We start from the raw sequence: 12,812 nt of genomic DNA on the forward strand, positions 1-12,812 counted from the left end.
TCCGTTTCAGGAAAAATCGACGCTGGCGCCGAGCCCGTGCTCGGTGGCAGCCGTGTAGAGAAAATGCGCGCAGACGAGATCCTCGGCGGGAATCCCAAGCGACTTGTAGATGGTAATCTCATCGGCCGTCTGGCGCCCGGTCTTGCGGCCGATCAGGATCTCGCCGATCTCGCCGACGATGTGATCGTCGCTCACGCGGCCCTCGCGTTTCGCGGCCAGAAACTCTCCGCCCTGCAGCAGCGTCGAGGGTTTGTAATCGACGAAGAAGCGCGAGCGCGCGACGGCATCGACGTCGATCTCGCGGGCCGCGGCAACGCTTGAGCCGACCACGTTGAGATGCGCACCCGGGCTGATCATCCGGCCGGCAAGAATAGGTTCGGCCGCACCCGTCACCGTGCAGATCAGGCTTGCACCGGCAACGGCTGCTTCCACCGATCGGGAAACTTCGATGGCGCAATCGACGAGCGTCCGGCCCTCGCGGGCAAAATGTTCGGCGCGTTCCTGCGAACGGCCCCAGACACGGACGCGGTTGAGCGTGCGGACAGCCGCCATCGCCTTCAGATGCTGAAGCGCCTGTTCGCCATAGCCGAGGATCGCCAGATCACTGGCGTCGGGGCGTGCCAACAGGCGCGTTGCGAGCGCGCTGGCGGCTGCCGTTCTGATGGCGGTGACCTCGCCGCCATGGACGATTGCCACCGGCGCACCGGTCTCCGTGTCGAAAAGCGCGATAATGCCGCGATGCGATTGCAGTCCCTTGGCGCCGTTCTCGGGATAGACGGCCGTCAGCTTGGCGCCGAAGCCCGCCGGTTCTTTCATAGCCCCCGGCATCAGCCCGAAGCCCCGGCCGCGGTCTCCCGGCAGCCCCATGATCCAGCGCGGCGGCTGCAGCGTTTCACCCTGGGCGGTCTGCTGCATCGCTTGCTCCATCAGATCGATGCAGACGGGCATGGTGAGGAGTTGGCGAACAACGGGTTGGTCGATGATGCGTAAGGTCATGCTTTGTTCATTTCGGGCATAGAGGTTTCGTCATCGAGCCGGATGCGCTCGACCATTTCACGGAAGACCTGGCGGCCGCGGAACCAGACCATCTCGCGCCAGTCGTCGCTGTCGGGGCAATGCAGATCGCGCCAGCGGCGGCGCGCGGCGCGCGCTTCGGCCGAGAGGCGGTCGCCATCACGCCACAGCAGCGCATCGCTGCGTTCCAGCCGCGCCCTCTGTCCGTCCGCCAGCCATTCGCCGCCGAATTCCAGGCACATGGCGATGACATCGGCCTTGGCGATCTGGCGTTCGCAATAGCCGTAGAAATGGCCGTGCTGGATGAATTCCTCATGGGCACGATCGCCGGCCAGCGGCGCCTCGATGGTCGGGCCGAAAAGGGTGCGCGCCTTCTCAAGCTGCGGCCCGCCGGGCATGTGCCAGAGTGGAATGCCGTAGCCATAGGGGCCGTAGCCCGTGTGGATATCGACGACGGCGACGCGCCTGGCCTTGCCGCAATAGCGAGCGAAGATTTCATCGATCATCCGGCGGCTCCAGACTGGTGCCGACCCGCCATAGGATGGCGCATCCGGGAAAGAATACTGGCCGCCCTGCAGGGTCATGCCGGAGGTCAGACGGCCATGCTTCTCGCGATAGGCGGCGAGCGCCGCATTGGCCGCGCTGCGCCGGTTGGTATCGTCCTCAGGGCACATCACGTGCTCGTAGAGTTTCGCATAATCGGGATTGGCCGGAACGCAGGCGAAATCGACATAGTGACGGTTGAGGTCAACATTGTCTTCCTGCTGACGCCGGTCCCAGGCCATGCCCCAAGGATTGATGGCATGGATATGCAGCATTGCGACGTCATCGGGCAGCGCCAAGTCGCGGTGCGCCCAGCCCGTCTGGCAGGCAGAACCCGCCCAGCCCTCGACACCATGGGTGCCCGAAACCGAGACGATCAGATATGGCGCATCGATGCGGCCGAAATAGGCGATATCGGTTGCGAGCTCTTCGCCGTCTGGACCTTTGAGCGGATGAGGAAAGGTTTCGAGAATTGCCGCATCCCGGCACGCATCGAGAAATTTCTGGCGCGCCGCGGGAAAGGTCACCGAAAAATCCTCCAGAAAGCTGCGATCATACATGGCTGCATCTCCCTGATATCGTCGCAGGCATAGCGGACATCACGCCAGCGCCCCTTCCGCCGTCGCGGCAAGCAGGCTTGCGCCACGCACGAGAATGTCGTCGTTGAAGTCGTAGTTCGGCAGATGCAGCCCGGCACTTTCATCGGCGGTGCCGTTGCCGATCCAGATATAGGCACCGGGCAGATGCTGCAGGAACACGCCGAAATCATCACCCGCCATCGTCGGCGGCAGGGTTTCGACCTCGCTTTCGCCGAAAAGCTCGGTGGCCGCATCGCGCATCAGCCTGGCTTCCGCCCGCGTATTGACCACTGGCGGACACAGACCATCGTCGAAACGGATCGCACCCTCCGTTCCGGCAATTGCCGCGGCTGAGCGGACGATCTCTTCGAGGCGGCGCTGGATCAGCTGCAGCACGTCGAGGCCGAAGGCGCGGAAGGTCCCCGTGAGGACCGACTTCTTGGAAATGATATTCTGCGCGTGTCCACCCTGGAAGGAACCGATGGTGACGACCGAGGCGCTGAGCGGATCGATGGCGCGTGCGGCAATCTGCTGGACACCGGTGACGAAATGCGACCCGGCCAGGATCGGATCACCGGTCAGATGCGGCATGGCCGCATGCGCGCCGGCGGCCGTGAACGTGACCTCGAATTCCCCGGTTCCGGCCATGACGGGCCCGTCGTGGACGACGATGGCGCCGGCCCTGAGGCCCGGCCAGTTGTGCAGGCCGAAGACGCGCTCTGCCGGAAAGCGGGCGAGCAGCCCGTCATCGATCATGTGCTGGGCGCCGCCATAGCGCTCCTCGGCCGGCTGGAAGAACAGATAGACCGTTCCACGGAAACGACGCGTGCGGGCAAGGTGCATCGCCGCGCCGATCAGGATCGCCACATGGCCGTCATGGCCGCAAGCATGCATCTTGCCGGGAATCTCCGACGCATAGGGACGGCCGCTCTGTTCCTCTATCGCCAGCGCATCCATATCGGCGCGCAAGGCAATAGCTGGTCCAGGGGCCGATCCGTGAATGACGCCGACAACACCGTGGCCACCGATTCCGGTGTGAACCTCGATCCCGAGCTCGCGCAGCCGCTCCGCGACATAGGCTGCGGTCCACGCTTCCTCGAGCGACAGCTCCGGATGCACATGCATGGTGCGGCGCATGTCCCTCAACTGGGGGAAGGCATCCACTATCGTCTGAAACATGACGTCACCTCGTTGAATACGAACACCGCACGCGGCGCGGCAGGCATCAGATATCTCCGGCGATAACCGCCGATGCGATCGCCACGTCCTGCACGGCAAGACCCGTGAGCGCTGCAACGGTCACCTGACCGGCGCTGGAACGCCCCTTCGCTGTACCGGCGATGATCTGACCCAGTTCGCTGACGCGATCGAGCTCGACAGTCCGGGCATCCAGCGCACCCTTCAGGTCACCGCGCAGCGCGCCCTGGACGCGGCTATCGACGGCAACCAGATCGGCAGCGGCGAAAATATCGGCATGCAGCTCGCGCTTGTCGGGCGTATCGGCGCCCATCGCGGTCACATGCGTTCCCGGGCGGATCATGGCGCCATGGAGATGCGGCTCGTGGCTTGCGGTGGTCGTGACGATGATCCGGCAGCGCTCCGCCACATCCTCGACGCTCGATGCGACTGCGACCGTGTAGCCGTCCTTGCGCATCCGCTCGGCATAGCTTTCGGCAGCTTCCGCCCGCCGGCCCCAGACGAGGATGTTCTTGCAGGGCCTGACGGACTGCAGGAATTTCACCTGGAGCTCGGCTTGCAGACCGGTGCCGATGACACCGATCGTCTCGACGTTTTCGGGGGCCAGATATTTTGCCGCGACGGCGCCTGCCGCAGCGGTGCGGATATCCGTCAGATGGCCGCGATCGTCGAGAATGGCCGCAAGCGCGCCCGTCCGGCGATCGAAGGCCAGCATCACGCCGTTGCTGCTCGGCAGACCATGGCGCGGGTTCTCGTAGAAACCGGAGGCGATCTTGACGACATAGAACGCGCCGCCGCCGATATAGCCATACTTGATATGCACATCGCCCGGCGGGTTGTCGAAGATCAACTCGCCCGGTGGCGGGACGATGGCTTCGCCGCGCGAGAAGGAGCGAAATGCCTCTTCCACGCAAAGGACGGGATCCACCGTCTCGAGGCGCTTTTTGATTTCCTCGGGAGAAAACAGCCGTGGCGCGCTCAAATCACGCTCCTCAGAACATCGCGGCTGATATTCGCGCCACAGATGACGGCGACCGAGCGGCCGCGGGTCCACTCGGCACCGGCCTTGCACAGGCCCGCGAGTGCGACACCGGCCGCACCTTCGAGCAGCATGTGATGGCCGTCGATGAAGGTACGCATCGCCTCGGCGATCTCTTCTTCTGAAACGTCGATCCAGTGATCGACGAGATCGCGGCAGAAGGGGAAGGTGATCGTATCGGATTCGAGGCCACCGGCCGTGCCATCGGAAAGCGTATCGTCAGACGGAAGATCGAGAACCGAACCGGCCTCGACCGAGCGCGCCATCACGCAGGATGCCGCAGGCGAGCAGCCGATGATACGGGTGTTCGGCGAGACGGCCTTGATATAGGCAGCAATGCCGCCGATCAGGCCGCCGCCGCCGACGGAGATGAAGAGGTTGTCGATCGGCTGGCTCTGACGCATCAGCTCGACGCCGATGGTGCCCTGGCCGCGCATGACCTCATAGTCGTTGTAAGGCGGAACATAGAGGCAGCCATGTTCCGCAGCATAGGCGCGGGCGTGGATTTCGGTATCGATGCTGTCGTCACCGAAGAATTCCACCTCGGCGCCGAGGTTCCGGATATTGGCGACCTTCGAGGGCGATGCACCCTCGGGGACGAACACCAGACCCTTGCCGCCGATGACGCGCAAAGCATAGGCAACGGCAGCGCCGTGATTTCCGGATGAGGCGGTGACCACCTTGGTCTTCGTCGCCTCGCTGCCCATCGCCAGAATCTTGTTCAGCGCGCCGCGCAGCTTGAAGGATCCGGTATGCTGCAGGTTTTCAAGCTTGAGGAGAACCTCCTGGCCCACCCGGCTTGAAAACACCGGCGACGGCTCCAGCAGGGTTTCCCGCGCGTATGGCCGGATACGGCGCTCTGCCGCTTCGATGGTCTCGGAAATGCTCATGTAAAACTCCATTCTTGAAGGCCGGCGCAGGATCGTCTCGGCGGACAGAAGATTAGACAGAAAATCCATCGGGAGACACTGCGTCTGCATCCACAACCTCGGCTTGAGAAATTCGGTGCCGATACAGAAGCGATAAAAACCAGCGCTGAAATGCTGGTCCATGCCTCTATTACGCACTCCACTTCCTCCCTTCCAATCTCCTATACCCGGATCTCGTTTGAGACAATATGTCTGAATTGACAAAATGTCTCATCAGCCGTAACTGTTGCTTATGAAGGAAGTTCTGAAACCCTACGTCCCCGTTTGCCAGGCGATCGCAACGCTGCTGCAGCCGCATGCCGAAGTGGTTCTGCATGACCTCGCAACCGGCAACATCGCCTATATCGCCAACGCCTTTTCGAAGCGCCGGCCGGGCGACTCGTCGATGACCGATCTCGATGTGGCGATCTCGATCGACTCCTCGGTGATCGGGCCGTACCGCAAGACCAATTGGGATCGGCGCCAGCTTCGCTCCGTCACCGCGGTGCTGCGCGATCACGCCGAGCGGCCGGTCGGACTTCTCTGCGTCAACCTCGATATCTCCGCCTTCGAAGGTGCCGTCGAATTCATCCGCAACCTCATTCAGTTCTCGCCGCCGTCCGATCCGCCGGCAGCGCTCTTCAAGAGTGACTGGAAAGAGGTGGTAAGCGCCACGATCGACGCCTATCTGCGCGAGAAGCGGCTGACCGAGGCAGGCCTCAGCAAGGACGATCTGAGCGAACTGGTCGGCATTCTCGATCGCCAGGGCATTTTCTCGATCCGCAACGCGACGCCTTACATCGCCGAGGTGCTGAAGATGTCGCGCGCGACGCTCTACAAGCACCTGAAAGACCTGAGGCAGAAAAAGAGCGGCAGCAATTCTTCCGAGAACTACGGATCCTTGGAGGAAATTTAGGCCGCCCGGCGCGGAACGGCATCAGCGTTCCAAGGGCGGCTTCCGGCAAGCAACCACCATAATGATAAAGGGAACTGAGATGAACAGGACTATTGCAGCTGCAGCACTGACGGCATTCGGCCTTCTCGGACTGTCGGCAACCGCCGCCAGCGCCCAGGACACGCTGACCATCGCCACCGAAGGCGCCTACCCTCCCTTCAATTTCAAGCAGGCCGATGGCACGCTGGCCGGTTTCGACGTCGATATCGCCAAGGCGCTCTGCGACAACATGAAGGCCGACTGCAAGATCGTGGCGCAGGATTGGGACGGCATCATTCCTGGCCTTCTCGCTCACCACTACGATGCGATCGTCGCTTCGATGTCGATCACCGACGAGCGCAAGAAGAAGATCGCTTTCACCAACCCCTACTACCACACGGCTGGTGCGATGGCGGTTCTGAAGTCGGCGCCGCTGCCGGGCAACACGCCTGACGACCTGAAGGGCAAGACGCTCGGTGTTCAGTCCTCCTCGACCTTCTCGACGCTGATCGAAGACAAGTACAAGGACGCCGAAGTCCGCCAGTATGGCACCGTTGACGAAGCGCTTCTCGACCTCGTCGCCGGCCGCGTCGATGCCGTCATGGCCGACAAGATCACGCTGACCGAGTGGTTCAAGAAGTCGGGCAACGATTGCTGCGAGCTGACCGGCAACGACATCAAGGACTCGCACTACCTGGGTGACGGCGTCGGCATCGGCATCCGCCAGGCCGAACCGGAGCTGCAGGAAAAGCTGAACAAGGCTCTGGCCGCGATCGTCGCCGACGGCACCTACAAGACGATCAACGCGAAGTATTTCCCCTTCTCGATCTACTAAGCCCGCTCTGCCGAGCCCTGGAGACGAAGAGGCATATGGAAACTCTCGGATTTGGCGCGAATGGCTGGGGCGGTCAGCTGCTCGCCGGCACTCTGCTGACGGTAGAGCTGGCGCTGACGACCCTGCCCTTCGGTTTCGCGCTGGGGCTCGCACTCGCCTTGATGAAGAATGCCCGCAGCAAAGCGCTGCGGGCATTTGGCGAAGCATTCACCACCGCTTTCCGCGGCCTGCCGGAATTGCTGACGCTTCTCCTGATCTATTACGGCTCCTCCATCGCCATCCGGACGATCGGCGAATGGATGGGCTACAGCGTCAATCTCGAACTCAGCCCGTTCATCGCCGGCGTCATTGCGCTCGGCGCCGTTTTCGCCGCCTATTCCAGCGAAATCCTGCTCGGCGCGCTGCGCGGCATCGACCGCGGCCAGATCGAGGCCGGGCTGAGCCTCGGTCTCAAGCCCTTTCCGCTGTTCCTGAAGGTGATCTTTCCACAGCTTTTGCGCCCTGCCCTGCCCGGGCTCGGCAATTGCTGGCTGGCGCTTCTCAAGGAAACATCGCTGGTTTCGGTCATCGCCCTGGATGATATCCTGCGCCAAGCCTATCTGGCATCCGGCCAGACCAAGCAGCCTTTCCTGTTCTACGCCGCCGCCTGCGGCATCTACCTGCTGCTGACGATGATCTCCAGCACGGTGCTCTCGGCACTCGAGCGCTACGCCAATCGCAGTTGGGGGCATGCCCGATGATCGATCTCGACGTTTTCCAGCAATATGGCGGGCGGCTGTTCTCGGGCCTGCTCATCACCATCGAGCTGACTGTGATCTCCATTGCTCTCGGGGCGATCCTCGCCGCACTCCTCACTTGGGCACGCTTGTCTGGTCCCAAGGTGGTGAGGGCTGCAGCCTATGCCTATTCCTATGCCGTGCGCGGCACGCCGCTGCTCGCCCAAGTGTTCCTGGTCTATTACGGCTCCGGACAATTCCGGCCGGAACTGCAGGCGCTCGGCCTCTGGCCGCTGTTCCGCGAGCCGCAGTTCTGCGTGCTTCTGACCTTCAGTCTCAACACCGCGGCCTATCAATCCGAGATCTTCCGCGGCGCGGTGCTTGCCGTTCCGCGCGGTCAGATGGAGGCCGCCAAGGCTCTCGCTCTGAAACCGTGGCTGGCGATGCTGATGATCGTCGCGCCGCAGGCGGCGCGTCATGGCCTGCGCGGTTTCGGCAACGAAGTCGTGCTTGTCCTCAAAGGCAGCGCCGTGGCGAGCGTCGTCACGGTCTACGACCTGCTCGGGGCCACGCGTTTCGCCTTTCAGCGCACCTACGACTTCCAGCTCTATGTCGCCGCTGCGGTCGTCTACATCATCATCGTCGAGATTCTGAGACGCAGCTGGAACCACCTCGAGGCCCGCTTCCGCCTGAAAGGCGCCCGCTGAACGCTTCCCGGGGCCTGTATTCATCACCAACATGAATCGATCCAGCCGCACCGATTCCTATTCGTCGTTGGACGCCGGCACCGCGCGAATGCGAATCTCGGGGTATGGATGTCGTCCTCCTCACACGCCGCGATCCGGCCCGCAACATGGCCCGGTTCTATCTCGTATCGATCGAACGAAGCCTGTTCGGCGATCATGCCGTCCTGCGCTGCTGGGGCCGCCTCGGCACGAAAGGACGCAGCCGGATCGATCTCTACGCCGGGGCTGAGCAGGCCGCTTCGCGCATGACCCGCCTCGTCCGCGCCAAGCTCAAGCGTGGCTATGTTACAGGCTGATGCCTGTTCGTGACGGAACGTGCTTGTCCACAGCTGCGTTTGGCTGACGGTGGCAATCGCGCGCTTGTCATGCGATTGACTGAAACGGAATCGCTGACGAGGACATGATGGCTTTCGATTTCGGCATGCTTCCGATTGCGCTTGCGGCGGCAATCGTCACCCCATCGGCCGCGCCGCAGGACACGTCTCCGCCGATGCTGCCCTTCGGTATCGCCCAGGATATGCGTCCTTCGGCGCTTGGCTGCGAGGCGATCGATGGCGGCAGCAGCAGCGCGGACGCGACTGGACAATATGTCTGCAAGGGGGCCCCGGAAGCTAGCAGTCTCTTCAACGAGTATATTCTCGCCTATGTGAAGGGCACCGGGATCTGCAACATTTCGGCGGTCTCGCCTTATATCGCCGGCGACGAAGATGGCCGCAAGACGCGCGCCTTGTTCGCCAAGGCCTACCAGCTGATGAGCCGCCAGCTCGGAAAGCCCGACGAGACCGTCGACCATGCCGAAGAAGGCGAGCTGCGCGACAACAGTCAGTTCGAGGCCGCGATCATCAACGAAGATAGACAGATCTTCGACCAGTGGAACGATCTGTCGCTGCGTTTCGGCAACGCGGAATCTGCCAGCCTGACGATATCGGGCAGCGAGGATCTCGGTCTTGCAGTCTATGGCATCTTCCGTTTCGCCGGCAACGACGACTGCCTGCGCAAGCTGGAACTCGCCACCGGCCGTTCGGCCGGAGAGTGATCGCAGCCACCTCTGGGCTCTGCAACACGCCATCGCCGCGTTTCGGGGCGCCGCTTCTGCATGGCTTGCCGAACGCCAACCGCGGGCGTAGTCTGAGTTGAACGGGCATTTCCCTGAAAACTGTTTTCGGGCGCAACTGGTGCCGGAAATAGAAACCAGTTTCACTTATTGCACAGCGGCCGCCCCACCGGCCGCAAGTGGCGCTTGCGTTTAAACCGCAAAAACTGCGCCTAGATCGTATATGATGAAAATAAATTTCATCAATGCGCTTTCAGGCCCGTTTTCTGTTGACGGCCTCTGATTTTTGTCCCAACTTGAAGAAAATAAATTACTAAATTGGGAACGTCATCGGGATGAAAGTGGGAATCATAGGGCTGGGATTCCGGCTCGGCTACCTCGGCCATGTCTTCACGGCAATCGACAGCAGCTTCGAAATCGTCGGCTATGTCGATCCGGAACCCGCGGGCCTTCCCGGGCTGCAGGAGAAGGGCATTTCTGTTGGCAAGGCCTATGGCACGCCGCAGGAACTCCTCGCTTCCGAAAAGCTCGATCTCTTGATGATCGGCTCTCCCAATCACATGCATCTCGATCACATCCGCCTCGGCCTTGAATCCGGCCTCAAGGTTTTCTGCGAAAAGCCGATCGTCACCACCATCGCCGAAAGCATCGAACTTGCTCACCTGATGGCCAAGTTTGGTCACGAGCGGCTCATGGTCGGCCTCGTTCTGCGTTATTCGCCGCTCTACAAGGACCTTCGCGCCGTTCAGGCCGAAGGCAAGCTCGGCCACATCGTTTCCATCGAGGCCTCCGAGCATATCGAGCCCTATCACGGCGCCTTCTTCATGCGCGACTGGCGCCGCTACGAGCGCTATTCCGGCAGCTTCATGCTGGAAAAATGCTGCCACGATCTCGACCTCTATAATGGTGTCGTCGGCGCCCGGCCGGAGCGCGTCGCCAGCTTCGGCGGCCGCAAGAGCTTCACGCCCGCCAACGATCCGGCCCGCGAAGGCATCAACGACCTCGAACTCTTCCATCGCAAGCCGAGCGGCTGGATGGGATCCGACAAGGTGTTCGACAGCGACGCCGATATCATCGACTATCAAGTGGCGATCGTCGAATATGCCAATGGCGTCGGCATGAATTTCCATACCAACCTCAATGTCCCCGACCAGTTCCGCCGTTTCGCGATCATGGGATCGCGCGGTATGGCGGAAGGCGATTTCGTGCGCGGCTATCTCGATGTTCACGAGCAGTTGACCGGCAAGAAGGTCTTCGAGACCAAATATGCAGCCACCGAACTCTCGCAGCATTACGGCGCCGACGAACAGATGGCCGCCGATATTCTCGAAAGCGTGCGCACCGGCCTCGAGCTTCCTGTCTCGACATTGAACGCATTGGAAGCCGGCATTCTGGCGCTTGCCATGGATGAGGCGCGAATGAAAAAGACGATCGTCGACTTGCGTCCCGTCTGGGACCGCTTCGACGAAGCCCTTCACGCAAGAGCGGCTTGAGGAGGGCTGGAGATGGGTGTTCAACGCAGCACAGTCATCTTCGCCTGGCTCCTTCTCTTTCCGGCCGTCCTTTATGTGACAGTCATTGTCGCCTATCCGCTGCTTGACACGTTCATCCTGTCATTCACCGATGCCTCGCTGAAGAAGACCACCAATTGGGTGGGCTGGGTCAATTATAGCAAGATCTTCAACTCGACCTTCGCCGAGGTCATCATCCGGACCTTTATCTGGACGTTCTTTTCGGTGTCGATCAAGATGATCATCGGCGTCTTCGGCGCCACGATGCTGAACTCCGCCGTGCCCGGACGAGCGCTGTTTCGCGTGCTGACCATGCCGCCCTGGATCGTTCCGATGGCGATCGGCATCTTCATGTGGGGCTGGATGTATAACGGCCAGTTCGGCATGATCTCCGGCATGCTGCAGCGCTTCGGGCTCGCCTCCGGCCCCGTGGCCTTCCTTGCCGAGGGATCGACGGCCTTCTGGGCGACCATCATCACCGACGTCTGGATCGGCGTGCCGATGGTGACGCTCTATATGCTGGCGGCCATGCAGGCGATCCCGCAGGATCTCTATGAAGCGGCCTGGACAGACGGCGCCGGACGTTTCTATCGCTTCCGCCGCATCACCCTGCCGCTGATCGTGCCTTCGATGATCACCATGTCGATGCTGTCGCTGATCTCGACCTTCAATTCCTTCGACATCATCTGGATCCTGACGCGCGGTGGCCCGAGCGGCGAGACCACGACGATGATCATCGACACCTACAAGACGGCGATCGGCTCCAACAAATATGGCGAGGGTGCTGCCCGCGCCGTGCTGATCTGCATCTTCCTGTCGATCTTCTGCGTCTGCTACTTCCGCATCACCAGCCGTCTTTCTTCCGGAGACAAGCGATGAGAACGCCGCATCTGCTGATCAACCGCTACAAATGGTACGAGATCGTCGGCATCTATGCCGGTATCCTGGTGTTCCTCACCTTCGTTCTCGCTCCCTTCGGCGAGGGTTTCCTCGTCTCGCTTAAGCCGCTCAGCCAGCTGTTTTCGTCCCCCTATCGCTTCATTCCCGAAAACGGCTCGTTCGAAGCCTACCGGACCATGTGGGTGAGCGTACCGGGCTTTGCGCGCTACATCTTCAACTCCTTCTTCATCTCGACGATCGTCACGACGGTGGTGCTGATCCTCGTCGTCCCGGCCTCCTATGCCTTCGCGCGCTTCGAATTCCGAGGCGCCGGACTTCTGCTCGGCGCGTTCCTGGCGGTCAACATGTTCTCGGGCGCCGTGCTGCTCATCCCGCTCTTCCGGCTGATGCGCTCGTTTGGGCTGCTGAACACCTATTTCGCCATCATGGTTCCCGGCATCGCCTTCCTGATCCCGTCGGCGATCTGGCTGCTGCGCACCTATATGATGCGCATTCCGAGAGAGCTCGACGAAGCGGCCTTCGTCGATGGCGCCAGCCATTTCTATACGCTTCGCCGGGTCATCCTGCCGATCGCCATGCCGGGGATCACCGTCGTTGCCATCACCACTTTCATCGGTTCATACGCCCAGCAATTCATCTACGCCCTGACCTTCAACTCCAAGACGGAATACGCGCCTCTGCCGGTCGGCCTGTTTGCCTATTTCGGCCGCCAGGAAGTCGTCTGGAACGAGTTGATGGCGGCAAGTTTCGTCGGCATCGCGCCGGCGATGATCGTGATTTTCTTCCTTCAACGGTATCTCGTCAGCGGTCTGACCGCGGGCGCGGTGAAACAGTAAG

General features: G+C 61.6%; 14 protein-coding genes. 9 read left to right on the forward strand and 5 right to left on the reverse strand.

Features of this window, described 5'->3' with window-relative positions; genetic code table 11:
- Window positions 1–6 precede the first annotated feature (6 nt).
- From J2X43_RS02185 to J2X43_RS02205, 5 genes are read right to left on the reverse strand one after another with little or no spacing between them, the layout of a single operon-like run.
- Window positions 7–996, reverse strand: coding sequence for an ornithine cyclodeaminase family protein (locus J2X43_RS02185; RefSeq protein ID WP_310290606.1), 990 nt, complete (start codon window positions 994–996; stop codon window positions 7–9).
- Window positions 993–2,117, reverse strand: a complete 1,125-nt coding sequence (locus J2X43_RS02190) for a DUF2817 domain-containing protein (protein ID WP_310290608.1) — start codon at window positions 2,115–2,117, stop codon at window positions 993–995. Before J2X43_RS02190 ends, J2X43_RS02185 begins: the two co-directional genes overlap by 4 nt.
- A gap of 39 nt (window positions 2,118–2,156) precedes the next feature.
- Window positions 2,157–3,314 (reverse strand): amidohydrolase, encoded by a 1,158-nt coding sequence (locus tag J2X43_RS02195; protein WP_310290610.1) that lies wholly within the window; start codon window positions 3,312–3,314, stop codon window positions 2,157–2,159.
- Between the two features lie 46 nt (window positions 3,315–3,360).
- A complete protein-coding gene (locus J2X43_RS02200) occupies window positions 3,361–4,314 on the reverse strand; it encodes an ornithine cyclodeaminase family protein (protein ID WP_310290613.1) in 954 nt (317 codons plus the stop codon).
- Window positions 4,311–5,261: a threonine/serine dehydratase gene (locus J2X43_RS02205; RefSeq protein ID WP_112538306.1), complete on the reverse strand. Its 951-nt coding sequence runs from the start codon at window positions 5,259–5,261 to the stop codon at window positions 4,311–4,313. The genes J2X43_RS02200 and J2X43_RS02205 overlap by 4 nt, the downstream gene beginning before the upstream one ends.
- Before the next feature lie 271 nt (window positions 5,262–5,532).
- Between J2X43_RS02205 and J2X43_RS02210 the strand changes: the two genes are divergently transcribed.
- From J2X43_RS02210 to J2X43_RS02250, 9 genes are all read left to right on the forward strand, one after another.
- Window positions 5,533–6,195 carry a transcriptional regulator gene (locus J2X43_RS02210; RefSeq protein WP_112388810.1) on the forward strand — a complete coding sequence of 221 codons (663 nt, stop codon included), beginning with the start codon at window positions 5,533–5,535 and terminating at the stop codon, window positions 6,193–6,195.
- 79 nt (window positions 6,196–6,274) lie between these two features.
- Window positions 6,275–7,048, forward strand: a complete 774-nt coding sequence (locus J2X43_RS02215) for a lysine/arginine/ornithine ABC transporter substrate-binding protein (RefSeq protein ID WP_112538263.1) — start codon at window positions 6,275–6,277, stop codon at window positions 7,046–7,048.
- A 35-nt stretch (window positions 7,049–7,083) separates the two neighbouring features.
- Window positions 7,084–7,788, forward strand: coding sequence for an ABC transporter permease subunit (locus tag J2X43_RS02220; protein ID WP_310290619.1), 705 nt, complete (start codon window positions 7,084–7,086; stop codon window positions 7,786–7,788).
- Window positions 7,785–8,471 (forward strand): ABC transporter permease subunit, encoded by a 687-nt coding sequence (locus J2X43_RS02225; protein ID WP_310290620.1) that lies wholly within the window; start codon window positions 7,785–7,787, stop codon window positions 8,469–8,471. Before J2X43_RS02220 ends, J2X43_RS02225 begins: the two co-directional genes overlap by 4 nt.
- Before the next feature lie 104 nt (window positions 8,472–8,575).
- The gene (locus J2X43_RS02230; RefSeq protein ID WP_310290625.1) at window positions 8,576–8,806 is read left to right on the forward strand and encodes a WGR domain-containing protein; all 231 of its coding nucleotides are present in this window, start codon (window positions 8,576–8,578) and stop codon (window positions 8,804–8,806) included.
- Window positions 8,807–8,913: 107 nt separating this feature from the next.
- The gene (locus J2X43_RS02235; RefSeq protein ID WP_310290627.1) at window positions 8,914–9,546 is read left to right on the forward strand and encodes a hypothetical protein; all 633 of its coding nucleotides are present in this window, start codon (window positions 8,914–8,916) and stop codon (window positions 9,544–9,546) included.
- 353 nt (window positions 9,547–9,899) lie between these two features.
- The gene (locus tag J2X43_RS02240) at window positions 9,900–11,057 is read left to right on the forward strand and encodes a Gfo/Idh/MocA family oxidoreductase (protein ID WP_310290629.1); all 1,158 of its coding nucleotides are present in this window, start codon (window positions 9,900–9,902) and stop codon (window positions 11,055–11,057) included.
- Between the two features lie 12 nt (window positions 11,058–11,069).
- Window positions 11,070–11,954, forward strand: a complete 885-nt coding sequence (locus J2X43_RS02245) for a sugar ABC transporter permease (protein ID WP_310290632.1) — start codon at window positions 11,070–11,072, stop codon at window positions 11,952–11,954.
- Window positions 11,951–12,811 carry a carbohydrate ABC transporter permease gene (locus tag J2X43_RS02250; RefSeq protein ID WP_310290635.1) on the forward strand — a complete coding sequence of 287 codons (861 nt, stop codon included), beginning with the start codon at window positions 11,951–11,953 and terminating at the stop codon, window positions 12,809–12,811. The genes J2X43_RS02245 and J2X43_RS02250 overlap by 4 nt, the downstream gene beginning before the upstream one ends.
- Window position 12,812: the final 1 nt, after the last annotated feature.

Source organism: Rhizobium sp. BE258 (genome assembly GCF_031457345.1).
Classification (GTDB): domain Bacteria; phylum Pseudomonadota; class Alphaproteobacteria; order Rhizobiales; family Rhizobiaceae; genus Rhizobium.